Here is a 26442-nt window from a genome sequence, read left to right on the forward strand (position 1 = left end):
TAACAATTATTGAATAATTATCAGTTAAAATCATTTTTAGTTGATAAATTTTAAATGACAATTTAAGTGTTAAGTAAATTAACCCGCCTTTTTAATAATATTATTTCGGGCATGGCTTATTTGTCAAAAACACAATTATTGTCATGCCAGTACCACAAATAGCATTTAATATAAAATAACATTTGCATAATATAGACCGAACGGTCTATATTTGATCCATCAAACCGAAAGGGCATGACAAAAGCAGAAAGAACACGCCAGTTTATAATAGAGCAAGCCGCCCCCTTGTTTAACACCAAAGGTGTTGCGGGGACTGCCATGAGCGATATTATGGAAGCCACTAAAATGGCTAAAGGCGGGTTATACGGCCATTTTGAAAGCAAGGAAGAATTATCGTACGCCGTGGTTGATTACAGTTTAAACCTGCTGGCCGATAAATTAACGCTGGCCCTAAGTAAAGCGGCTACTCAAAAAGATAAGCTGTTTGCCTTTGTCGACTTTTGGAGCAAGCCAAACCAATGCCATTTACAGGGCGGCTGCCCCATGATGAATTTTGGCATGGAGGCTGATGATACCAACCCGGTTATCAGGCAAAAAATAAAGGCCAACATTGAGGGTTCGATAGAATTGATAAAGTGTATTATAAGCACCGGTATAGCCAATGGCGAATTTAAAGCTGATTGGGATGCCAAAGAATTTGCTATTAGAGTATTTGCCATGATGGAAGGCGGCACCATGATATCGCGCGTTATTGGCAATGATGACTTTATGGCAATTATTACAAAATCACTTAAAAGAGAAATTGAAAACCAGGTTGTATAAGCCTTTTTTTATGACACAAGAAAAGACCGATAGGTCTATAATATAATTCACAAACAAAATAATAACAACAATAAAAAATGAAAACTCAAAAGATCGCTCTGATAACCGGAGCCAACCGCGGATTAGGATTTGAAACCGCTAAACAATTAGGAGAACAAGGTGTAACTGTAATTTTAGGTGCACGCCAGCTAAGCGCAGCAAACGAAGCTGCCGATAAACTAAAGCAACAAGGCATTGATGCCTATGGTATACAACTGGATGTAACTAACGATGCCGACCGTAAAGCTGCTGCCAAACAAATAGAGGAACAATTTGGCCGCTTAGATATACTAATAAACAACGCTGGCGTATCATCAAAGGGAGCATCGTTATTTGAAAACAAAACGGTTGCCACCACTGCCGATGAATTTGAATACGTATTTGGCATTAATTTGTTTAGCCTGGTATATTTAACAAACGAGCTGCTACCATTAATCAAGAAAAGTGACGCAGGCCGTATTGTAAACTTATCAAGCATATTAGGGTCGCTTACCTTACACTCGCAGCCCGATAGTCCTATAGCTTCTATGAAAAGGTTGGCTTATAACGCTTCAAAAACAGCTTTAAACGTTTTCACTAACCACCTGGCTGTTGAACTGGAAGGCACCAACATTAAAGTAAACTCGGCTCATCCGGGCTGGGTTAAAACCGACCTGGGCAGCGATGCCGCCCCTATGGAAATTGTTGACGGCGCTAAAACCAGCGTTGAACTGGCTTTAATTGGCGAGGATGGCCCCAACGGCCGTTTTATACACTTAGGCGAGGAATTACCCTGGTAATTAAATAAGCCTGTAAATGCAAAAGCCGCCCCGATAATATCGATGGCGGCTTTTTTTCGTATCGGCTAAAATAATCCTTGGGCAGGTGTTTTTACTTTATCACCTCTTTTGTGTTTCATTCTATCCTTCATTTGCGCTTTTAGCTCAGCATATTTAGTTTGCTGGTCGGCAGTTAAAACAGCTTTCAATTGTCCGTCAAGGTTGGTTAGCACAGCTCTGCGAGCCTGGCGGTTTGCCTTACGGTCGGTTGATCTGTTTTGTTTAAGGCTATCCATCTGTACTGCTTTAGTCAGTAAAATAGCATTCACCTTTACCGATTGATCGGCAGTAAGGTCTAACTTCTTCTGCAGCACTTGGGTCATGTGCTGTGCCTTTTGCTCTGGCGTTTTGTGTGCCTTGGTTTGTGCGTTAGCCATTGCTCCAAGCCCGGCCACCATCATTATCATCAAAATTAATTTTTTCATTTTTTTTAAATTTGATGGTATGACCCTGAAAAACCAGCCATGGTTTAACCCGTATTTGCTTAAATTCAATCTGTAGTTAATTTGTTACAATTATAGCTTATTGTCCTTTCCGGTTTTATCCATGCTTGCTACATATAAGGTAAGTTCTTTAGTAAAGCTATCCAGGTCAAGCGCGGATGTTTCCATGTAACTTACCAGCTTTTTAAGGGTGGCCGGTGCTTTTATATACTGCTCTAATACACAAGACAAACCCAAAATGTTGGCTATAGGCTGCCTTACCCTATGGTGGGTAATAAACATCATTTGCTCTAAGCCTTTAATATAATTTTTTAATACATCTTCTGCTTTCTTAATTTTAATATAGGCTTTTGATAGTTCTTCGGCGCGCTTTTCCTTTTCTTGGTTTTGAAAGTGTAATTCAGTATTGGCTACGCTTAACTCTGCTGCACGGTTCTCTTTTTCGGTATTTTGATATTTAAGTTCGGTATTGGCTATTGCCAGTTCCGAGGCTCGGTTCTCTTTTTCGGTATTCTGAAAAGCAAGTTCGTCATTAGCAACAGCCAGCTCTGCAGCCCTATTTCCTTTTTCGGTGTTCTGAAAAGCCAGCTCTTTATTAGCGATGATCAATTCGGCCGCTCGCTTATTTTTTTCAAAATATAATTCAATAAGTTCCTTATTGGCAAGTAATAGTTCGGCAGCACGCTTCTCTTTTTCTTTGTTTTGAAAAGCAAGTTCTTTATTAGCTATTATCAGTTCGGCGGCTCGTTTTTCTTTTTCTCCATTTTGAAAAAGCAGCTCCATATTAGCAATAATCAGTTCGGCTGCGCGCTCCTCTTTTTGCTGATTTTGAAAAACAAGTTCCTTATTGGCTATGATCAGTTCGGCAGCACGGGCTTCTTTTTCCCGATACTGGTAAGCAAGTTTCTTATTAGCAATAATTAGTTCAGCTGCAATTTTCTCGTTTTCCCGGTTTTGGTTGGCACGTTCCTTATCGGCTATCATTAATTCGGTTGCCCTTTGCTCGCGTTCATCTTGTTTAATGGCGGCGCCATTTGCAAGAACGGCCGAATCTTCCTTCCCGTTTTTTTTCTTCATAGCCGTTTTGATAAAGTGGGTCTACTGCTTAACACACAATTTAAGCAATAAATTACATTTGGAATGATAAATGTTTAATTGACTGCTATTAAAATGATTTTTGCGTAATAATTATAGCTATAAGCAAAAACAATGCTTTAAGCTTATAAAAACGGTTGTCTATGTTTGGATAATAAAGTCATTTAGTGTTATCAGGTTATTAATGGCATCGCCCATTGTATTATTAAAATAGGCATAAACGGTTTTGCCATCATGTATATAATCAATGATGTATTGAGCATACTCGTATAAAAAGGCATCGGTGTAGCTGCCGCGGTAACCACCGTTTGGCCCATGAAAACGCAGGTAAACAAAATCGGCTTCCTGGTCTATGATTGGTGTGATGGATTTTGGCATGTCCTGTATCACCATCACTGCATTATAATCATCTAACAAGCGGTAAATATCATCGGCATACCAGCTTTTGTTTCTAAACTCTACTGCCACATCCCAACTGTTTTCAACATCGGCCTGGCGTATGGTCTCTAAAAGCTTTTGTAATTGCATGCGGGTGGCTATGCCTGTACCTGGCGGCAATTGTATAAGCAGGCTGCCTTTTTTATCACCGGCAGCATTTATCACTTGCATAAAGCGGTCCACATCGGCAGGGTTAAATTGAAGCTCTTTGTTATGGGTGATGTCGCGCCAAAGCTTATAAGTAAACTTAAACCCCTCGGGTACATCAAGCGCCCATTTATTTACAGTTTTAGCTTGCGGTATTTTATAAAACGAGCTGTTTACCTCGATACTGTTAAACAACGATGCATAATAACAAAGCCGGCTTTTTTCCTGGTATTCGGGCGGGTATAATTGCTTGTTGGGCACAGGCAACACCAACCCGCTGGTGCCCGAATAGAATTTTATTGGCTCATCAATTGTCATACAATGGTATTATATACTTGTAAACACCGCATTTGAGCAATTGATTTGACAATAAGTAACGCATAACTAACATTTGTGACATTTCGATGTACATTAAATTTAATTTATCGCTGTACATTTGCTTAACGGTGTTAAATTAATTTACACCCTACAAAAATGGCAAGTAAAGACAGGATATTACGTTTGAAAGAAGAAACCAGGATAAACATCCTGGATGCTGCGCTTCAAATTGTGAAGGAAGAAGGATGGCAGGCTTTAAGCATGCGCAAAATTGCCGATGTAATTGAATACACCGCTCCTATTATATACGAGTACTTCGCAAATAAGGAAGCAATTTTATTAGAGCTTACCCGCAAGGGCTTTTTATTGTTATCAAAAGACTTAGAGGAAGCTAAAAGCCATCACCGCCTGCCGGCCAAACAACTGGAAGCCATGTGGCTGGCTTATTGGAATTTTGCTTTTGCTAATAAACAGCTTTACCAGGTAATGTTTGGTGTAAGCACCAACTGTTGCTGCGAACTGGTTAACAGCTTACCCGAAGCCGATTTGCCATGGGATCAGTTTACCGGTGTTATTGGCCAATTGATGAACATATCAGATATGGAATCGGAAGTTATTTGTACCAAGTACTACACTTTTTGGAGCGTAGTGCACGGGCTGGTTTCTATCAACCTGCTTAACAGGGGCAATACCGATGATATAAATAAGCAGGTATTAAGAGATGCCATCACCGGTATAATTAGGTCGATCACCCCTTAATTTTTTTAATACAAAAGCTACATCGTTAAATAATTTAACGATGTTAAATAACAAGCACAACATTAATACTATATATCATGAAAGCAATTTATCTAACTCCACCATTACAACTTAACAGTGTTAAATATCCTAACAATATTAAATATTGTAAAAATTAGCTTAATAATAACTCACAAATTACAAGTATTACAATATAACACACAATAAATAATAAAATGAAAACTACTAACTCCATATATATAAACAGTATCCGGGAGACCCTAAACCCCGACCGATCACCTTTAAAACTCATCATCATGAAAATTATCCTTGCAGCTATTATAGCTATATCATTATTCAGCTGCTCATCGCAGCCGCAAACGGCGCAGGCACCGCCGCCGCCATCGTTACCTGTAGCCAGCGTAACATCGGGCACCCAAACTACCTACCAGGATTACCCTGCATCAATAGAAGGTACCGTTAATGTAGAAGTTCGCCCGCAGGTAAGCGGCGCTTTAGACAAAGTTTTTGTTGACGAAGGCGCGTTTGTTAGCGCGGGCCAGCCCATATTCAAAATAAACGACCAACCCTACCGCGCAGCATTAAACAATGCATTGGCCAGCTTACATGCGGCAGAAGCAGCAGCAGGCAACGCACAGTTAGAGATTGATAAACTTACCCCATTGGTTACTAATAAAGTAGTATCAGACTACCAGTTAAAATCAGCCAAAGCAACGTACCAGGTGGCAAAAGCTAACATCGAATCGGCTAAGGCAAATGTATCAACAGCACAGATCAATTTAGGTTACACCTTAATTAAGGCGCCGGTTAGCGGTTATATTGGCCGCTTGCTAAAAAAACAAGGTAGCCTTGTTTCTCCACAAGATGCAGAAGCTTTAACCCAACTATCTGATGTGCATAACGTACATGTTTATTTCTCGTTAGGCGAAAAGGACTTTGTAAACTTTAAGGAACAATACCCCGGCACCAGCCTACAGGATAAAATTAAAAACCTGCCAGCGGTATCGTTACTATTGGCAGACAACAGCGAATACAAAACGCAAGGAAAGATAGACATGATAGACGGCCAGTTTGATAAAACTACCGGCGCTATTACCGTAAGGGCAAGCTTTGCTAACCCTTTGGGCTTATTAAGATCGGGCAATACCGGTAAAGTGCGCCTAAGTCTGCAACATACTAACGCGTTAATAGTACCTGAGTCGGCCACTATTGAGATGCAGGATAAAGTATTTGTTTTTGCATTGGCCGATAGCAATAAAGTAAAAAAAGTACCTATTGGCATAGTAGGTAAAAGTGGTACCAACTACCTGGTTAATGATGGCCTTAAAGCCGGCGACCAGATAGTATTAAGCGGTATTGACCACTTACAGGAAGGTACCGTAATAGCACCGCAAAAACAAGCTGATAAAGCCGCCGCAGTGGTAAAAAACTAATTATCTCTTAAAGATTCAAGAACCAGGAGTCAAGAATAAAGATAGCGTAGCGACAGTCGATTTTCGGCTTGTCTCTTGTGTCTTGAATGTTGCCTCTATAACCTCAAAAGTCATGTTTCAAAAATTCATAGAAAGGCCGGTACTATCAACCGTTATCTCCATACTGTTGGTGATAGTGGGCGTACTGGGCTTAACCAAATTGCCCTTACAGATGTTCCCGGATATTGCCCCGCCGGCAGTATTGGTAACTGCTGTATACCCCGGCGCTAATGCCGAAACCGTGCTTCGCTCGGTTGCACCATCGTTAGAAGAATCAATAAACGGTGTTGAGAACATGAGCTACATGAGCTCGACCGCAAGTAACGATGGATCGTTAGCCATAACAGTATACTTTAAACAGGGTACCAACCCCGACCAGGCTGCCGTAAACGTACAAAACCGTGTTACACAGGCCACAAGCCAGTTACCGGCAGAAGTGGTACAACAAGGTATTACTACTGTTAAACAACAAAACAGTTTAATAGGTGCCGTAGGTATTTATACCGAGGACCCTAAAAAGTACGATCAAACGTTTGTTGCCAACTACGCGCAGATCAATATCATCCCCGAAATTAAACGTATACCGGGCATTGGTTCGGCCGTAATATTTGGTGGTGTTAAAGATTACTCGATGCGTGTTTGGTTAAACCCAACACAAATGGCTACCTACAAAATTACCCCTGCCGAGGTAATGGCAGCCATACAAGATAAAAACTTAGAAGCCGCCCCCGGTAAATTAGGCGAGCGCAGCAACGAGGTTTTTGAATACGTTATTAAATATAAAGGTAAACTAACCAAACCCGAAGAATACGACAACATTGCTATCCGTGCAAATGCAGATGGATCTGTACTGCACTTAAGGGATGTTGCCCGTGTTGAACTGGGTGCCTACTCTTATACCAGCGCTACCCACCTAAATGGTAAAGATGGTATTGGTATCGGTTTGATACAATTAGCCGGTTCAAATGCCAACGAAATTCAGTTAGCGGTAGATAAGGTGATGGAAAAGGCAGCCAAAGATTTCCCTGCCGGTATTAAATGGAACCAGTTTTATCGTACCAAAACAGCTTTAGATGAATCGATATCGCAGGTGCAGCACACGCTGATAGAGGCTTTTGTGCTGGTATTCATTGTGGTGTTCATCTTCCTGCAAGATTTCAGGTCGACGCTTATCCCTGCTATTGCCGTTCCGGTGGCTATTTTGGGCACTTTCTTTTTCATGAACATATTTGGTTTTAGCATTAACCTGTTAACCATGTTTGCGCTGGTGCTTGCCATTGGTATTGTGGTAGATGATGCTATTGTGGTGGTTGAGGCAGTGCATGCCAAAATGGAAAATGATCACCTTGGGCCAAAAGAGGCCACTACAAAGGCCATGAAAGAAATTACAGGTGCCATTATATCAATTACCCTGGTAATGGCAGCGGTGTTTTTACCTGTTGGTTTCATGAGCGGATCTACAGGTATCTTTTACAGGCAGTTCGCCTTTACCATGTCGATAGCTATTGTTATATCGGCTATCAACGCTTTAACATTAAGCCCGGCGCTGGCTGCTTTGTTCCTAAAAAGCAACCACACCAATACAGAGGGCGAAGTAGTTAAAAAGAAAAGCTTTACCGAAAAATTTAACGCGGGTTTTAACAGCAGCTTTAGTGCTATTACCAGCAGATATATTGGTGGTGTAAAGTTCCTGATCAAAAACAAATGGATAAGCATGGGTGGTTTAGCTTTAATAACCGCCGCTACTATTTATTTGGTAAGTACCACCAAATCAGGCTTCATCCCAACAGAAGATCAGGGTTTTGTGGCTATCTCGGTATCTACCCCATCGGGTACTTCGTTAGATGGTACCACCAAAATACTGAACACAGCCGAAGCCAAATTAAGGGCATTACCGTCTGCAAGGTTTGTTACCGCTATCTCTGGCTTCAACTTGTTAACCAACTCTAACAGCCCATCTGCCGCTGTTGTGTTTGTGTTGTTAAAACCGAATGAAGACCGTGGCCAGGTAAAGGATATCAACGCTATACAAAACATTATTCGCGGCGAATTAGGTGCTGTAACCGGCGCAAGCTTCTTTGTATTCAGCTTTCCAACTGTACCGGGCTTCAGTAACGTAGAGGCCTTAGACCTTGTTTTACAGGATAAAACCGGTGGCAAGCTGGATAAATTTAGCGGCGTAGCCAACGAGTTTATAGGCAAATTGATGACCAAACCGGCCATCGCCTTTGCATTTACCTCATTTAAAGCTGATTACCCGCAACTGCAATTAGAAGTTGACGACGAAAAAGCTAACCAGTTAGGCGTAAATGTGAAAGACATTTTACAAACCATGCAGGCTTACTTTGGTAGCGCGCAAGCGTCAGACTTCAACCGCTTTGGTAAATACTATCGTGTTGTGGTACAAGCTGATATTGCCGACCGTACCGACCCTGCATCTATCGACCGTGTATTTGTAAAAAACAAAACAGGCGAAATGGTGCCTATCAACACACTGGTAAAATTAACCCGTGTATATGGTTCCGAAACGGCTTCACGTTATAACTTGTTCAACTCAATACAAATCAACGCTATTCCTAAACCGGGTTATAGCTCAGGCGATGCCATTAAAGCTATACAGGAAACAGCCAAAGAGCAGTTACCATCGGGCTTTGCCTACGAGTTCTCGGGCCAAACCCGCGAAGAGATATCATCAGGCGGACAATCGGCCATTGTGTTTATGCTTTGTTTGGTGTTTGTATACTTTTTGCTGTCAGCACAGTACGAAAGTTATATACTACCATTAGCCGTTATCCTGTCTATCCCTACAGGTATATTTGGTGTGTTTGTGGTATTAGGTTTAACCGGTATCGAAAACAACATTTACGTACAGGTTGCATTAATAATGCTGATAGGTTTATTAGCTAAAAACGCCATCCTGATCATCGAATTTGCCGTACAACGCCGCAAGGCCGGTTACGGGTTAATCGACTCAGCATTAGAGGCTGCCAAGCTAAGGCTTCGCCCAATTATCATGACATCTATGGCCTTTGTGTTCGGTTTGTTCCCTATGAGCATTGCTACCGGCCCATCGGCACAAGGTAATCACTCTATTAGTATTGGTGCCGCAGGTGGTATGGTATCGGGGGTATTATTGGGCTTGTTTATTATACCGGTGCTGTTTGTGATATTCCAGCACTTGCAGGAAAAGATAACAGGTGCACCTATATTAAGGCACCTGGATAAACCGGCACAGGGGCATGATAAGTCAGAAGCTGAACTGCAAAACGAATATTCGGCTTAATTTTAAACGATCACGACAATGAAAAATTTATTTAATAAACTCGGTTTTATACTGCTTGTATTAACCGGTTGTTCTGTTTCAAAAGATATAGAAACACCCAAAACCGCGCTGCCTGTAGCTTTCAGGAGCGCGGCAACCACCACTGATACCACCAGCATAGCTGATGTACAATGGAAGAACTTTTTTACCGAACCTACCCTGCAAAAGCTGATTGACAGCGCTATAGCCAACAATTACGATATGCAGATAGCGGTTAAGAATATAGAAGCATCGCAGCTATTATTTAAACAGGTAAAATGGAACTATGTACCACAGGTTAACCTAAATGTTACAGCTACCACCAACCGCCCGTCAGACAATAGCCTGAACGGTTTAAGCCTGGGCCAGTTTTTGGGCAGCAAGCATGTAGAGGATTACTCGGCTAACCTGGGTGTATCCTGGGAGGCTGATATTTGGGGCAAAATACGCAACCAAAGCAAGAGTGCCTTAGCCGCTTACCTGCAAACCAACGAAGCTAAAAAGGCTATACAAACCAATATCGTAGCCGGCGTATCGCAAGGGTATTATAACCTGCTGATGCTTGATGCTCAGTTAGCTATAGCCCAAAAGAATGTGAAGCTGAATGATAGCACCTTACGTATCATCCGCCTGCAATATGATGCCGGGCAGGTAACCTCACTGGCTGTACAACAAGCTGAAGCACAACGCTTAGCAGCAGCACAACTGGTACCTGTATTTGAGCAGAATATCACCATACAGGAAAACGCGCTGCGCATTTTAACAGGCGCGTTACCCGACAGGATAGAGCGTAACGCCAGCCTTGATGTTTTGGTAATACCTGATAATTTGCCCGCCGGGCTGCCATCGGCTATAGTTAGCCGCAGGCCCGATGTTAAAACCGCCGAACTGGCCCTTACCATCGCCAACGCGCAGGTAGGTATAGCAAAAGCCAGCATGTACCCATCCTTAAGCATTACGGCTACAGGTGGTGTAAACTCCTTTAAAGCAAGCAATTGGTTCAATATTCCGGCATCGTTATTTGGTACGGTTACGGGCGGTATAGTACAGCCCTTGTTGAACAATAAACGACTAAAAACCCAATACGAGGTGGCAAAGGTTGACCGCGAACGGACTGTATTACAGTTTCGCCAGTCGGTGTTAAACGCTGTGGGCGAGGTATCTGACGCGCTTGTAAAGATAGAAAAGCTTAAAAGCCAGCAGCTTATAGCTGCCAACCGTGTTAACACCCTGCAACAGGCTACCGGCAATGCCAACCTACTGTTTAAAAACGGCATGGCTAACTATCTGGAAGTGATTACCGCCCAAAGCAATGTGTTGCAAAGTGAGCTGGAACTGGCTACTATTAAGCGCGATCAGCTAAGCGCTATATCCGATTTATACCGCTCTTTGGGCGGCGGCTGGAACTAACATCAAAACTACACTAAACAAAAACGAGGCTATCCCAAAAAGGTAGCCTCGTTTGTTTGTATGCGGTTTTTTCCATTCCACAGCCTTACTTAAAGCATTCCACTTTTTTCGCTGCTATGCGGGAATTTTTCGTTTTTTTTCGTTTTAATTCGTTCGGGGTGCTCAACTAAGATAACATAATTTTTGACAATTACAAGTTATAAAAAGCAAAAATGGATTTGGTATATTTTTGTTGGGTGCAAGAGGCTCGACACTTTCTGTAACAATTATTATTATAATTCGCAGGTCGAAGAGGACCCTGAGGTTTTAAACCCCGCTGCTTTTGGCTTATCACTCATCACAAACACCAAATGCCCGCCCTTCATGATGCTTTGGTGGCTAATGTAGTTTTGCAGATAAGGCTTGCCGTTAAGGCTGATGCTTTGCACATATTTACGGGTGGCCGATAGTCCCCTGGCCTCGATGGTAAACACTTTATTGCCGGGCAGGCTCATGGTTATTTTAGGCAACTGCGGCGCACCGAACACATAATGCCCGTCCGCCGGGTTAACGGGGTAAAAGCCCATGGCTGCAAACACATACCAGGCCGACATTTGCCCGCAATCGTCGTTGCCGGATAGGCCCTCGGGGGTATTCAGGTAAAACTGGTCGGCTATTTGCCTAACCATTTGCTGGGTTTTGGCCGGGTTGCCTGCCAGCGTATATAAATAGGCTACATGATGCACCGGCTCGTTGCCATGGGCATACTGGCCTATCAGCCCGGTAACATCCAGGGTAGAGCCTTTGCCAAACACCTTTGATTCCATGCTGAACAGCGAATCCAGCTTATTGGAGAATGCTTTTTTGCCACCCATCAGTTTGATCAGTCCGGGTATATCCTGCTGCACCTGCCAAACATATTGCCAGGCATTGCCTTCGGTATAATCGCCGCCGGTAGCCAGCTGGCCGCTATCCAAATGGGCAAAGGGCTTTACCCAATCGCCGTTGGTCAGCCTGCCCCGCATCAGGTTGGTCGATTTATCAAACAGGTTCTTATAAAACCGCGACCGCCGCATAAAGTAGGCATAATCGGCCTGTTTGTGCAGTGCTTTGGCCAGTTGGGCCGCGCACCAATCATCATAAGCGGCCTCTAAAGTCCGCGATACCGCCTCGCGCTTAACGGTGTCTGATGGCAGGTAACCATAGCGCAGGTACAGGCTCCAGTCGTATTTGGGGTTTTTGTTGTGGGTGAGCGTGTATTTGATGGCTTCAAAGGCTTTTGCCCTGTTAAAACCGGGGATGCCTTTCAGACTGGCGTCCACAATAACCGGGATAGAGTGGTTGCCTATCATGGCATAGCTCTCCTTTCCCCATAGCGTCCAGATGGGTAATAGTTTGGTGGCGTTAAAATGCTGCAGCATACTCTCTACCATCTGCCCCGCTTTATCAGGTAACAGCAGGGTATACAGCGGATGCGCCGCGCGGTAGGTATCCCATAACGAGAAGGTAGAGTAAAACACCTTATCTGCCGATTGATGCACCAGGCTATCCGCACCGCGGTATTTGCCATCCAAATCGGCTATGTTATTGGGCTGTATAAGGGTATGGTACAGGCTGGTGTAAAACGTGATTTTTTGCTGGTTCGTACCTTCGGCCTTTAGCTTACCCAGGTAGTTGTTCCATATTTTATTGGCATCTTTTTTAACCGTTTCAAAGCTTTTGTTTGCTGTTTCGGCCAGGTTGTTAGTCGCCCCCGCCACGCTTACGCCGGATATGCCCACCCTTGCTTCTACCTCTTCGCCCGCGGTGGTTTTAAAATCGATAACCAGTCGCCTGCGGGCTTCGCCATCAATAAAATGGTAACCGCTAAATGCCTTGCTGAAACGCGCGGTAAAATACACTTGCTTATCTACCCAAAGGCTGGTAAAGGCATAGCCGCTAATGGTGTGGCTATCTATCACTTTAATACTGCCTTCGTTTACGTGCGTTTCCAATTGCTCCGGTGCATCAACCAGCCCGCTTTGCATATCTACTAAAATATGCGACTGCCCGGCTTTATTAAAAGTGTACCGGTGTACGCCGGTATGGGCCGATGCGGTAAGCTCGGCCTTAATATTATCGCGCGGCAAAACTACTGTGTAGTAGCCCGGAGCCGCTTTTTCTGTTGATTTAGAGAAGCCGCTGGTAAATACCTTTGGCGCATCGCCCCGGAAGGGAAAAAACAGCACGTCGCCCAGATCGACACCGCCCGTACCGCTCAAATGCGTGTGGGCAAAGCCGGTTATCACCGTATCTTCGTACCGGTAACCAGAGCAATACTGCCACCCAAAGTTGCCGGTTTCGGGGCTTAGCTGCACCATACCAAACGGAACAGTAGCCCCCGGAAAGGTATGCCCTGTTGCCGATGTGCCGATAAAAGGGTTTACATATTTGCTGTATTGCGCCCATGTTTTTGTATTTGTACACAGCACAGCAGCAAGCATTATATATTTGATCAAATTCCGTATCATTCCTTGTATTCCAAAGTTTGTTTTAAAACTATATCTGTTGCCGACCGGCCTATCATCACATCAAAGGTGCCCGGTTCGGTTACCCATTTCATCGCGGCATTCCAAATACCTATATCATCGGGGGTAAGGGTAAATTTTACGGTTCGGGTTTCGCCGGGTTTAAGGTCTATCTTGTCAAAACCTTTCAGCGCCATTACCGGCGTAGTTACCGAGTTTACCTTATTACCCAAATACAGCTGCACCACTTCCTTGCCTGCTACCGCCCCGGTGTTGCTTACCTGTACCGATACCTCTACCTGATCGCCCTTAGCAAATATGGCTTTTGATGTTTTAAGGTTGCTGTATGTAAAGCTGGTATAGCTTAAGCCAAAACCAAAGGGAAACAGCGCATCTGTTGATGCAAACACATAATCCTGGCCGGGTTTGCTTGCCGAGCCGGGGTTATGGTAAAAGCCCCTGCCCGAACTAACATGATTGTAAAATACCGGTATATGCCCGGTAGACTGCGGGATGCTTACATTTAACCTGCCCGATGGGTTTACCCTGCCAAACAGGATATTGGCTACCGCGCTGCCACCCTTTTCGCCGGGGTACCAGGCCTCCAATATGGCGGGGATGTTTTCTTTTTCCCAACTGATGCTCCAGGGGCGGCCATGTACCAGTACCAATATAATGGGCTTGCCGGTTTTGTATAAGGTTTGCAGCAATTCGCGCTGTACGCCTTGCGGACTGATATCGCTTACATCGTAACCCTCGCCGCAGGTAAATGGGTCTTTAGGCTCTCCTTCGGGTGTGTGGCCGTTCCAACCAATGCCCGAAAATACTACGCTGGTGGTGCCTAACACCACTACCACCGCATCGCTTTTATTAGCTGCGTTTAGGGCCTCATCAAAACCACTTTTATCCATCGACGACAGGTCGCAGCCTTTGGCGAAGTTAACGGTGAGCTTATTGCCGGCCAGTTGTTTTATGCCATCCAATATGGTAGTACCCGAACGGCTGTCGCGGGTAGAGCTGTAATCGCCGTACTGCACCTGGTTGGCATTAGGGCCAATTACCGCCAGCGATTTAAGGTTATTGATATTCAGCGGTAAAAGCTGCTTATCGTTTTTTAACAGGATGATAGATTCTTCGGCTATTTGCTGTGATAAGGCCACGTGCTCGCGCGTATGCACCCTTACTTTTAGTTGGGTGGTATCGACCAGGGGTTTCTCAAACAATCCGGCCTTAAATTTGGCGGTGAGTATGCGGCTAACAGCCGTATCAATTGCAGCTTGCTTTACTTTACCCGCCTTAACCAGTTTAATCAATTGCGCATAAGCATCGGGCTTGGGCGCTTCAACATCCACCCCTGCACTTATGCCGCGTAAAGCGGCACCCTCGGCATCCTTAACAATGCGATGGAAGGAGTATAACATACTTAAGCCCTCGTAATCCGAAAAAACGAAGCCCTTAAAACCCCACTCGGTACGCAGTATTTGCCTAAGCAAAAAGTTATTAGCATGGGCGGGTACGCCGTCAATCTCGTTATACGATGGCATTACCGAGTAGATGTTTGCCTTTTGCACCGCATCCCTAAAGGGCGGTAAAAATACCGACCGCAGTTCGCGCTCGCCTACCGATGCAGGCCCTAAGTTGATGCCTGCTACGGGTATGCTATACGCCGCGAAGTGTTTAGCTGTGGTCATTACTTTATCTTTACCAATGCCTATGCGGCTTTGTGCTGCCGTGCCTTGCATACCCGTTACAAAGGCGCTGCCCAGGCGGCCCACCAGGTAAGGGTCCTCGGCTAAGCACTCTTCTACCCGGCCAAAGCGCGGGTCGCGTATCAGATCGAACAACGGCGATAGTGCCTGGTCCACACCCGATGACGTAGCCTCGTAGGCAATAACCGAACCCATCTTTTCAATCAATGCGGGGTTCCAGGTGCTGCCCTGTGCAATAGCCTGTGGGAATATGGTTGCCCCGCCAGTCAGCTGCCCGTGCAGTGCCTCGCCTATTTGTATGAGTGGTATGCCCAGCCGGGTATTTTGTTTAGCGTATTGTTTTGCCGCTATGGATTGCGAAGCAACCTCGCCAACGGTTACAAAAGGACTCTCGACAAAGCCATAGGCTATTTTACTATCGGTTGAGCTTTTTAGCGGACTCATGCTCATTTGGGCTACCTTTTCTTCCAGTGTCATGCGGGCAAGCAGGTCTTTTACACGCGCGGCAACAGTTGCTTTGGGGTTTTTATATAACTGGGCATTTGCCGCGGTGATAGCTAACAATAGTATAAGGCACAATTGTATTCTTTTAAGCATAGCCAATTAATGAAACAGGTAAGCAGCTACATTTAATACCCTGCCCGATGGCGCTTTTAACTGCAATAGTTTTTCGTCATTATTCACTTCGGTTACGGGGTAATAAGCTTTTATGGCGTAATAACCTTTCTTTAAATGCAGCAGGGCCTTTTGTGGCTCGGCATAGCGGTTTTTATCTATGCTGATAGCCGGCTTATCATCTACCCAAATTTCAGGGCTCATTTCAAATGCTGATGTCAGCTCGTAATCGCCTTCGGTTGGTATCTTAAGGTAACCGCTAACCTTTACCCAGTGGTATTCCTCATCGGTTGCTTCGGGCATGGCATGCGGATAGGTAAGGATACCCAAAGCGATAGGCTCGCCGCTTATTTTATTGTAGTCGCGCTCTTTTGTTTTATAAACCGCATAGCTTAAACCCGGCGCGGCGTTGGCCACCCTAACCGCATTAATATCCTGGTGGGCTATTAACGCGGTTTGCCTGATATGCTGATCGTTCAACGTCCAGGTGGTGTAGGTAGACAAACGTAAAGTATCTTTTAAGGGTACATTTATTACTAAGGGGAATTGATGTATGGCCGAGGCGCTATCGGGCATTTTTCCGTTTATGCTATACCGCACCTTAGCGCCTTTTAGGGGATAACGCAATGTTTTAACCCACCTGCTTTTATTGGTTACTACGTTATCTACACCCTCAATATCGGGCAGGCGGGCATTAAAGCCCCACAATTTAAACAGGGGATATTGGCGGTACATTTTATATTTAAAACGCGCTATATCCTTATTCTGCTTAGCCGACCAAGTAAGCTCGGCCACGCAAAGCGCGCGCGGATAAACCATATATTCCAGGTGCGGCAGGTTAGGTACCTTTTCGGCCCATATATTGCCCTGCGCACCTAATATGTAGGTAGCCTCTGTCGGGTTTAACTGTTTGGACATGGGCTCGTAGTTATACACCATTTGCCAGGTTACCGGCGGGTTCCAGCCTATAGGCTCCAGCTCTTCGTTGGCCTGCGGGGCATCAAAATACATTTGCGGCAGGGGTGTCATAACTACCTGGTGGTGCATTTTGGCGGCGGCTATACCACCCGCTTCGCCCTGCCAGCTCATTACCGTTGCCGATGGTGCCAGGCCGCCCTGCAATATCTCGTCCCAGCCTATCAGTTTCTTGTTTTTGGATAGCAGGAATTTTTCTATCCGTTTAATAAAATAGCTTTGTACTTCCCTCTCATCCTTCAGGCCCTCTTTTTTCATTAAAGCCACGGCAACCGGGCTTTTTAGCCATGCCGACATGTCGGCTTCATCGCCACCAATGTGGATATACTGGTTAGGGAACAGCGCAATAACCTCTGTTAATACATCCTGTAAAAAAGTAAAGGTATGCTCGCTTGGGTCCAACATGCGCACCCGGTGTTTGGCCCCTGTCGAATCCTGGCATCCTAATTCGGGATAGGCAAAAATGGCCGCTTCGCTATGTCCCGGCATTTCAATCTCGGGTAATACCGTTACATAGCGTTCTGCGGCGTATCTTAACACTTCGCGTATATCTGCCTTGGTATAAAAGCCATCGCGGCCAGCATCTACCAAATTATCCAGCTTGCGAAATTTGCCCTGTTTTTCGTAATAGCTTATCCTGGCCCCAACCTCGGTTAGCTTGGGGTATTTGTCTATTTGTATGCGCCAGCCCTCATCATCAGTTAAATGCCAGTGAAAGGTATTTAGCTTGTAATGGGCCATTACATCAATGTATTTTTTCACCTCGTCTACCGTAAAAAAATGGCGACTAACATCCAAACTTAAGCCCCGCCATTTAAAACGCGGCGAGTCGGTTATGGTACAGGCCGCAATACGCATAGGCACGCCACCATTAGCCGGCAACATTTGTATTAACGATTGAACACCGTAAAACACACCTGCACCAGCACCTGCAATTTTAACCCCAGCCTTGCTCACCTTTAAGGTGTATGCCTCCTCGGCACCGGCATTGGCACTTACAAGTTTGATTGCAACATTGGCCGGTATTGTGGTATACACTTTCAGTTTTAGGTGCAGCTTATAGTTTTGGGCCAGGTAGTTTTGCAGGTATAAACCAATAGCCTGTGTTTGCGCATCGGTACCAATAACCGCGTTGTTTTGTAAAATAAAGCCGCCTTTTTTCGATTCGATATTTAAGGGCTGCGGAATGATGCTTAGCTGTGCCTTTACCCCCATGCTAAGCAATAGCACAATGCAGCAAACAGATAAGGTTTTAAAGGTTTTGGTCATGTATGTATTAATTCTTCTTTATACTTATAAAATTCATGTCATTTCGAGGTACGAGGAGAAATCTTGTTCATTATGCAAAGATCGCCGCCTGTCTTTCGAACAAGATCCCTCGTCGCTACGCTCGCTCGGGATGACACGGTTTTTTTTGTCCCCTCAGGGTCTCCTGAAAGGGACCCTGAGGTATCCATACGCCTTAGGGTCCTCTGCGAGAGACCCTGAGGGGACATAACAGATAAGGTTTTAAAGGTTTTAGCCATGTTTATTAATTCTCTCTATCCTTATAAAATTTATGTCATTTCGAGCGATAGCGAGAAATTTTGTTCATTATGCAAAGATCGCCGCCTGTCTTTCGAACAAGATCCCTCGTCGCTGCGCTAGCTCCGGATGACACGGTTTGTTTAAAATAACTTTTGTCCCCTCAGGGTCCCTTTCAGGAGACCCTGAGGGGACATCATATCAATTCTTTTTACCTTTTACTTTTAAAGTGTACACAAAACGGTAAGTACCCGAGCCTACGTTTAACTGCTCGTCGTTACCCGCCTTTTGGATGTTGGTAATATCCTTTACGGTATTTATATCCAGCCCTCCCTCGGTTACCGTATCCGTTACCGATGGCAGTACAATTTGAGCCGAAGTATTTGGCGGTACAATAACATCTAAGGTAAAAATGCCATCAACAATGCTCCATGCCGACTTTACTTTGCCATACATTGTTTCAAGCTCGGCCTGGGCAGCGGTTAACTTGCCGCCCGGGTGCGGCGCTATTACAATCTTGTGGAAACCCGGACCGCTCTCGTCGGTATTAATGCCGGTAACCACACGGTACATCCAATCGCCAATGGCGCCGTAGGCATAGTGGTTAAAGGAATTCATGCCGGGGTCTTCAAAACTTTTGTCGGGTTTTATGCCGTCCCAGCGTTCCCAAATGGTAGTAGCACCGTTCTTAACCGGGTACAACCACGATGGGTACGACTCCTTCATCAGCAGTTCGTAGGCCATATCGGTATGCCCAAAGCGGCTTAAAACGTGGCATATATAAGGCGTACCCAAAAAGCCGGTGGTAATGTGGCCGTCGTAATCGTCAATATTGTTCACCAACCGTTTGGCCGCCGATTCGCGCAGGTTTTCGGGCAGCATATCAAAGTTAAGGGCCAGCACGTATGATGTTTGCGTACCAGATATCATGCGCCCGTTAGGCGTTACATACTCGCTTTGGAAAGCTTTTTTAATATTGGCCAGCAAGCCGGTGTATTTTACTACATCATCGGTTTTACCCAATATTTGCGCCGCGTTGATAAGTAACTGGGTAGAGTGCGCGTAAAATGCCTGTGCTATCAGGTTTTTATCGGTTAGGGCCGCGCCGTCCTCGTAATCGGTGCCGGCGTAAAACAGCCAGTCGCCAAAGTGGTTGCCGGTGTCCCAAAGGTAATTGCGGCTGTGCTGCTGAATGTAGCCTACCCAGGCCTTCATGCTTTGGTATTGCTGCTCTAAAATTTGCTTATCGCCATAGGCCAGGTAAATATTCCAGGGAGCAATGGTAGCCACATCGCTCCAGCCGGATGCCGCTGCCAATGTGCTATCTAACATATTGGGTATTACATAAGGCACCGCCCCATCTTTATGCTGATCGGCGGCCAGGTCTTTTAACCACTTGGTGAAAAAGCCGGCCACATCCATATTAAAGGTGGCGGTACGGCAAAATGCCTGTGCATCGCCGGTCCAGCCCATGCGCTCGTCGCGCTGGGGGCAATCGGTAGGTACATCAATAAAGTTGCCCTTTTGCCCCCACTGTATATTGTGCTGCAATTGGTTTATTAACGGGTTTGATGTAGAAAACTTACCCATTTGGGCCATATCCGAATACACGGCATTGGCCACCATATTGGTCGAATCTATAGGGCCGCTATAGCCTACTATCTTTAAAAACCTAAAACCCTGAAAGGTAAAGTGCGGCTCATACGTTTCTATAGAGTCGCTTTTAAATACGTATGTATTCTCCTGTTTTGCGGTACGCAGGTTTTTGGTATAAAAGTTACCCTTTTGGTCCAGCACCTCGGCGTGGAACAGCTTTACGGTATCGCCTGCTTTGGCTTTTAGTTTAAACTGCACCCAACCCACCAGGTTTTGGCCAAAATCAACCACGCGGTCGCCCTCGGGGGTGGTAAGCACCTTTAAGGGATAAAACTTTTCGTGTTTTTTTACGGGTGGGCCAATCATGCTCACCAAGTTATCTTTTATGGTATTGTCTACTTTAACGGTGTCCCAGGTTTTATCATTATACAGCGGTGCCGCCCAGTTGGGCTTCTCTTTGCGGGCATCATAAACCTCACCATCAAAAAACGACGATGACCGTATACCCCCATAGGCTACCTTCCAGCTTTTGTCTGATGTAAAAACTTCGCGCTTGCCGTTGGTATACAAAACCTCTAACTGGCAAAGCAGGGCCAGTTTTTTACCGTAAACATCTTTTATACGGTTATAGGTATACCCACGGTACCAGCCGTCGCCAATGGTTACGCCAATGGCGTTAATACCTTTTTTAAGGCCTGCGGTAACATCGTAAACCTGGTATTGTATGCGTTTGTTATAGCTTGTCCATCCGGGGGCAAAGTAATCGTCGCCTATGCGTTTACCATTCAGCTGTGCCTCGTATACGCCGTGGGCGGTGATGTATAAATGCGCCGCACGCACTTTATGCTCCAGCTTAAAGGCTTTACGAAACATTGGGCTGGGGCCACCGGTAGTATCGCTTTCGTAGTTGTTTTGTATCCACTGGGCCGTCCAGTCTTCGGGGGTTAACAAGCCCATTTTCCAGTAGTTTACCATGCTCCAGGGCGATACATGGCCATAGTTGTTCCAAACCCTTACCTGCCAATAGCATTTTTGGCGCGATGCCAGGGCGGGTCCCTCGTAATTAACCTGAATAGATCTGTCGGAAGTTACCTTGCCCGATGTCCACAGCAGGTCTTTCCCTTTGGTGAGTGTTACCGCGTTGCCGCCTACCCTTATCTCGTAGGCCGTTTGCACTACGCCGCGCTGCTGCGTAATTAGTTTCCAGCTTAGGCGCGGGTTGGCTGCCTCAACGGCAATGGGGTTGGTTGCATATTCGCATACCAGGTTATCTACCTTAAGCAAGGTAACCGGCTCAACCTTTTTTTGAGCGTTGGCCCTTGCCCCAAACAACAATAAAACAATACTGAAATAAACCCCTTTGCGAACAATCTTTTGTGAAAAATTCATACTAAAATGATATATCGGAACATACGTTTATTAATATACACCGGTTTAAAAAACCAGTATAAGGTAGTCATATAAACGATAATTACAGCCCCGCGTATATACGCGGGGACTGTAATATCATTAACTATTGATTTTCGAGGAGTTGCTCATTTAAAGGATACTGGTATAGCAAACGAATGTTTGCATAAGCAGCCGGGTTAATTGTCCACGAGTCGGACTTGTAAGCCCGCTCGTGCGCGGCATGGGCCGTCATTACTTCGGTGGCCTTGCCTGTGCGCAAAAGGTCAAACCAGCGGTGGTTTTCAAAAGCCAGTTCTACTTGCCTTTCGTGGGCTATAGCCGTGCGAAAAGCTACCTGGTTTGGCGTATTTACCGGCGTTTTACTTGCCAGGCCCGCGCGCGTACGCACCAGGTTTAAATACTTGAACGCGTCGCCACCGCCCGAGTAGCCCTGCTCGTTAAGGCACTCGGCAAGCATTAAATAAACATCAGCATAGCGGTAAACCGGGAAATCGTTGGCGGTTACACCCTGCACAGCGCCTATGCTCTGGTATTTTTTGATGAATGGCAGATCAATGCCATACTCATCTGATGTAAAATCAATTAAAGACGCGGCTCTTCTTTTATCACCCGGCTCATAAGCGTTTACCATATCCTGTGTAGGTATGTTCCAGCCGTTTTGCGCGCCGTTGTTTATTTCGTAACCGGTTACATCCGTATCATAATAATCCCACGGGATAAATGAATCGATAAAATCGCTGCCTAAACCGTTAGGGCCTTCCATATATTGTATCTCGAAGATAGATTCGGGGCCATTTTTGGTGTTGATGTTAAAGTTATCGGCATAGTTAGCATTTAAACTATACGCGTTTGAGGCGATGATAGCCCTTAACAAGGGGATAGCCTGATCATACTTTTTCTGGGTCATGTATACTTCGGCAAGCATGGTTTCGGCAGTACCTTTGGTTACCCTTCCCTTATCGGTATCTGAGGTGTATTTAACCGGCAGTTTGGCAATGGCATCTTTTGCATCGGCAATAATGGCATCGTAAACACTGGCTACCGGTGCTTTGGTGGCTATTTTATAAGCCTCATCTACCGATTGTACTTCTTTAAGCACCAGGGGCACATCGCCAAATATGCGTACCAGGTTAAAATAGCTAAAGGCCCTTAAAAAGCTGGCCTGCCCGGCAATAGGGTCGGCTATAGCGGCATCAATTTTAGCGGCGGGCAAACGGCCCAATATGGCATTGCAACGGCCAATTATGGTGTAGTTAGTACCTAAAAATACAGCAGGATAATCGTTATTGTTTAACTCCCTAAACTCGTCTACCTCTTCTTTCAACGTCCCCGAACGGTCGTATGGATCGTATTCGTAAGATGTATTGTCTGACCGCATTTCGCTCATTACCCAAAAAGTACCGTTGTACAAACCCTGCAGGGGCTGGTAGGCACCGTTTATGGCCTGCCTGAACTGATCAGGTGTTTTGAAAAAGCTGGCTGCGTTTTGCGAATCGGCAGGCTGCAGGCTTAAGTAGTCTTTCTTACAACCGGCTATGCCAATTACAGTAACAAAAAGGTATATATATTTTTTCATGCCGTTACTAATTTGTTGAGATCAAAAAAATCAATTAACCATTAAAACGTTACGTTACAACCCACTGTGTAAACCGCCGATACAGGGTACCCCGTAAAATTCACGTTTGGCGAAAGCGAACGGTTACCGTCCTGCCCATCTATACCTACCTCGGGGTTACCGCCTTTGTAGCCGGTTATCAGTATGGCGTTTTGCGCGCTTACATATACCCTAAAGTTTTTACTGAATTTGGTTTTAAAGTTGTACCCCAGGTCAATATTCTTCACCATTAGGTACGAGTTGCTCTCTACCCAGTACGACGGATAATAATCGCGCGCCAGGTTGGTGTTTGATACGGTTGTTGGTAGCAAACCGGCACCGGGGTTACTCTCGGACCGCCAGCGTTGTATTACCGATTTTTCGACATTAAACACCCCATCTAAATTTGTTGTAAACTGCTTGTACATATCAAACACATGGCCGCCTACCGAGCCTGCCGAAATAATATTCATATCAAACCTGCGATAGTTAAAGTGGTTACTAAAACCAAAGGTGAATTTGGGCCATGGGTTGCCAATAACGGTTTGGTCGGCACCATCAATTACGCCATCGCCATTAATATCTTTATACCTGATGTTACCTACCTGCTCGCCATCAAAGTGAGGGTATTTATCCAGTTCGGCCTGGTTTTGGAATATCCCATCAAAGAAATAGCCATAAAACTGACCCAGCGGATAACCTACTTTAGTAATGCTGGTTGGGTTATCATTAGCAGGCGCATCTAATATTTGCGGGGTTGGGCCCAAGCTTAAAACTTTGTTACGGTTAAACGATATATTAAAATCGGTAGACCAGTTGAACCCACTGCCTACAATGTTTTTAGTGGTAAGGGTAAACTCCCAACCGCGGTTACGTACATTACCAACATTGGTCCATGTACCCGTATAGCCCGATACACCGGGTACAGGAATATATTGCAGCATATCGCGCGTAAAGCGGTTATAATACTCGGCAATTAAATAAATACGGCCGTGAAGAAGCGATATATCAACCCCAATATCTAACTGGCGGGTAGTTTCCCAGCCAAGGGCCTTATTACCCAGATCAGATATAGCGGTGCCCGGTGCAAGCACGCCACCAAAAGTATAATTGTATTGATCTACGGCCGCTATATATTCATAATTAGCAATGTTGTTATTACCTGCTAGGCCATAGCTACCGGTAAACTTCATTTGATCAAGGAAGCTTATTTTGGGAAAGAATGATTCATCCGAAATTCGCCATCCGCCCGAAACAGACGGGTAAGTACCCCAGTTATGGCCCGGTGCAAAGCGCGATGAACCATCGCGGCGTATAGACGCGCTTAACAGGTACTTATCTTTAAAGGCATAGTTTACACGGCCTATTAATGATAGCAGGCGCCATTGCTCGTCGCCTGCATTGGCGGTTATGATGGTAGCTGCAGCAAGGGAGCGTATAGCATCATCAGGGAAACCGGCTCCATGCGCAAAACGGTAGTGGCTTGTTTCCTGCTGTATACTAAAGTCGCCCAATACGGTTAAAGTATGGTTGCCCCAGGTTTTTTTATAGGTAGCGCTATTTTCGTTAAGCCAGTTAAATGAGTTCGACGAGCTAAAGTTACCCACCGCCTTTACCTGTGTACCATCGCGGTTGGGTACGCTAAACGCGCCTAAAAATGATGGGCGGAAATAATCGCCGCTGCTATTTTGATAATCAACACCAAAGGTTGACCGGATATCTAAGCCATTAATAGCTTTCCAGTTTACGTAAGCGTTGGCCAGCGTACGGAACTGGGTAAAATTATTGGTGGTGTTTATTAACTGGCTTACCGGGTTTGAGTTTTGAAAGGTACCGGGTGAGCCAACCACATTTGTGTAAGAGCCATCGGGCTGTTTGATGGGTGTTAACGGGCTCTCTAAATATGCCTGGCTTAGTGTGCCTGTTAAAAAGTGCCCATCGGTTTCCTGCAAATGGCGCTGGCTGTAAGTAGGCGCTATACTTAGCCCGGCGGTAAGGTTTTTAGTAATATCGGCATCCATATTGCCTTTTAGCGAGTAGCGCCTAAAGCCTGTGTTAAGCACCGTTCCCTGTTGGTCAAAGTACCCCATAGAGAATAATGAGCGTACCTTTTCGGTACCGTTTGCTACGGTAACATCATAATTTTGCATTGGGGCAACCCTTGTTACAGCGTCAAACCAATCGGTACCGTTGCCATATTGCGATGGGTTTTGGTACTCGGCAGGTATGGGGTTGTTTGTACCGTTAACGGCGTTAGCATCCTGTATAGCCTCCTTTCGCCATTGTGCAAACTCGGTAGCATTCATCACCTTTAACTTGCTTTGCGATAGTATAGACTGAACACCCGACGAGGTATTTACCGTTACGCTCGACTCGCCCTTTTTAGCCCTTTTAGTGGTGATCAAAATAACACCGTTTGAACCCCGTGAACCGTAAATGGCTGTTGAAGCGGCATCTTTTAATACGCTGATATTTTCGATATCATCGGGGTTAATGGTACTTAGCGGATTGGAGTATTGGTCGAAACCGGGCGAAACCGGGAAGCCATCTATTACATACAGCGGGTCGTCGCCGGCACCAACCGAGCCTGCGCCACGTATGTTTACCGATACGCCACCACCCGGTGTACCTGTTACCTGGTTTACGGTAACACCTGCCAACTGACCGGCCAGTTTAAGGTCTACACTGGCTGCTTTTATCTCTTTGATATTGGCCATTTTAACCGTGCCCACAGCACCTGTTACATCGCGGCGCGCCTGGGTGCCATACCCTACAACAACCACCTCGTTTATGCTGCGGCTATCAACCTCTAACTTTACGTTAATGGAGCTGCGCTTGTTTATAGGCTCTTCTGTACTTTTAAAGCCGATAAAGGAGAATACCAGCACATCCGTTTCTTCGGCTGTAATACTATATTTTCCGTTTATATCGGTAATAACTGCATTGGTACTGCCTTTAATGGTAACGCTGGCACGGGGGAGGGTTTGGCCGTTATCGTCAACCACGGTACCGGTTACGGTTATTTTTACCGTGGCCACGGGTGCTTGTGCAAGCGCGTCTTTTTTACTTACTACAATCGTTTTATTTTCGATAGTATAAACAAAAGGTTCGTTTTTAAAGCACTCTTTTAAAGCATCTTCTAACGATGCACCCTTTAAATTTAGGGTAACAGGTTTGGCGCCGCTAAGATCCTTATACCGGTAAAAAAAGTAATAGCCGCTTTGCTTTTCAATAGCGGTAAATACTTTATCCAGGTCGGCCTTATTGGTGTTTAATGTAATGGTTTGCGAGAGGCCTTTAGCGCTTAGGTGCAAACAGCCAATAATAATTAATAGTACCGTTAATTTCATGGGCAAAAATAGTTATGGAGGTGACGTAGCTTTTGTGATAAAGCACTTTACCACTAAATATTAATTGCATATCTTAGTAATGTTTGGGTTGAGAAAATCTGTTGTGGAAACACATTAAATC

15 protein-coding genes are annotated in these 26442 nt (G+C 45.2%); 6 read left to right on the plus strand and 9 right to left on the minus strand.

Going from position 1 to position 26442, the window contains the following annotated elements:
- Window positions 1-234: 234 nt before the first annotated feature.
- Together FFF34_016995 and FFF34_017000 are read left to right on the plus strand one after the other, a co-directional pair.
- Window positions 235-822, plus strand: coding sequence for a TetR/AcrR family transcriptional regulator (locus FFF34_016995; GenBank protein ID TSD63296.1), 588 nt, complete (start codon window positions 235-237; stop codon window positions 820-822).
- Between the two features lie 77 nt (window positions 823-899).
- Window positions 900-1640, plus strand: a complete 741-nt coding sequence (locus FFF34_017000) for an SDR family oxidoreductase (GenBank protein ID TSD63297.1) — start codon at window positions 900-902, stop codon at window positions 1638-1640.
- Window positions 1641-1705: 65 nt separating this feature from the next.
- On the opposite strand, the gene FFF34_017005 is transcribed toward FFF34_017000, so the two are convergent.
- From FFF34_017005 to FFF34_017015, 3 genes are all read right to left on the minus strand, one after another.
- Window positions 1706-2104, minus strand: a complete 399-nt coding sequence (locus FFF34_017005; GenBank protein TSD63298.1) for a hypothetical protein — start codon at window positions 2102-2104, stop codon at window positions 1706-1708.
- Between the two features lie 90 nt (window positions 2105-2194).
- Window positions 2195-3106, minus strand: coding sequence for a diguanylate cyclase (locus FFF34_017010; protein TSD63521.1), 912 nt, complete (start codon window positions 3104-3106; stop codon window positions 2195-2197).
- A 252-nt stretch (window positions 3107-3358) separates the two neighbouring features.
- On the minus strand, window positions 3359-4120 hold the full coding sequence (locus FFF34_017015; GenBank protein ID TSD63299.1) for a DUF72 domain-containing protein: 762 nt from the start codon (window positions 4118-4120) through the stop codon (window positions 3359-3361).
- Between the two features lie 156 nt (window positions 4121-4276).
- On the opposite strand from FFF34_017015, the gene FFF34_017020 reads away from it, so the two are divergent.
- The 4 genes from FFF34_017020 (at window position 4277) to FFF34_017035 (ending at window position 11062) form a co-directional block, all read left to right on the plus strand.
- Window positions 4277-4879: a TetR/AcrR family transcriptional regulator gene (locus tag FFF34_017020; protein TSD63300.1), complete on the plus strand. Its 603-nt coding sequence runs from the start codon at window positions 4277-4279 to the stop codon at window positions 4877-4879.
- 296 nt (window positions 4880-5175) lie between these two features.
- On the plus strand, window positions 5176-6312 hold the full coding sequence (locus FFF34_017025) for an efflux RND transporter periplasmic adaptor subunit (GenBank protein TSD63301.1): 1137 nt from the start codon (window positions 5176-5178) through the stop codon (window positions 6310-6312).
- Window positions 6313-6424: 112 nt separating this feature from the next.
- Window positions 6425-9634 carry an efflux RND transporter permease subunit gene (locus tag FFF34_017030; GenBank protein ID TSD63302.1) on the plus strand — a complete coding sequence of 1070 codons (3210 nt, stop codon included), beginning with the start codon at window positions 6425-6427 and terminating at the stop codon, window positions 9632-9634.
- Between the two features lie 18 nt (window positions 9635-9652).
- Window positions 9653-11062 (plus strand): TolC family protein, encoded by a 1410-nt coding sequence (locus FFF34_017035; protein TSD63303.1) that lies wholly within the window; start codon window positions 9653-9655, stop codon window positions 11060-11062.
- Between the two features lie 272 nt (window positions 11063-11334).
- Here the strand turns inward: FFF34_017035 and FFF34_017040 are convergent, their stop codons facing one another.
- From FFF34_017040 to FFF34_017065, 6 genes are all read right to left on the minus strand, one after another.
- Window positions 11335-13551 carry a glycoside hydrolase family 92 protein gene (locus FFF34_017040; protein ID TSD63304.1) on the minus strand — a complete coding sequence of 739 codons (2217 nt, stop codon included), beginning with the start codon at window positions 13549-13551 and terminating at the stop codon, window positions 11335-11337.
- Entirely contained in the window at window positions 13548-15854 is a 2307-nt protein-coding gene (locus tag FFF34_017045) for a glycosyl hydrolase (GenBank protein TSD63305.1), read from the minus strand. The genes FFF34_017040 and FFF34_017045 overlap by 4 nt, the downstream gene beginning before the upstream one ends.
- A 6-nt stretch (window positions 15855-15860) precedes the next feature.
- A complete protein-coding gene (locus tag FFF34_017050; protein TSD63306.1) occupies window positions 15861-18116 on the minus strand; it encodes a beta-N-acetylhexosaminidase in 2256 nt (751 codons plus the stop codon).
- 456 nt (window positions 18117-18572) lie between these two features.
- Window positions 18573-21356 carry a Bacterial alpha-L-rhamnosidase gene (locus FFF34_017055; GenBank protein ID TSD63307.1) on the minus strand — a complete coding sequence of 928 codons (2784 nt, stop codon included), beginning with the start codon at window positions 21354-21356 and terminating at the stop codon, window positions 18573-18575.
- Window positions 21357-21480: 124 nt separating this feature from the next.
- Window positions 21481-22953 carry a RagB/SusD family nutrient uptake outer membrane protein gene (locus FFF34_017060; GenBank protein ID TSD63308.1) on the minus strand — a complete coding sequence of 491 codons (1473 nt, stop codon included), beginning with the start codon at window positions 22951-22953 and terminating at the stop codon, window positions 21481-21483.
- Window positions 22954-22994: 41 nt separating this feature from the next.
- Window positions 22995-26321 (minus strand): TonB-dependent receptor, encoded by a 3327-nt coding sequence (locus FFF34_017065; GenBank protein ID TSD63309.1) that lies wholly within the window; start codon window positions 26319-26321, stop codon window positions 22995-22997.
- Between the last annotated feature and the right edge of the window lie 121 nt (window positions 26322-26442).

The organism is Inquilinus sp. KBS0705 (assembly GCA_005938025.2).
Lineage (GTDB): Bacteria > Bacteroidota > Bacteroidia > Sphingobacteriales > Sphingobacteriaceae > Mucilaginibacter.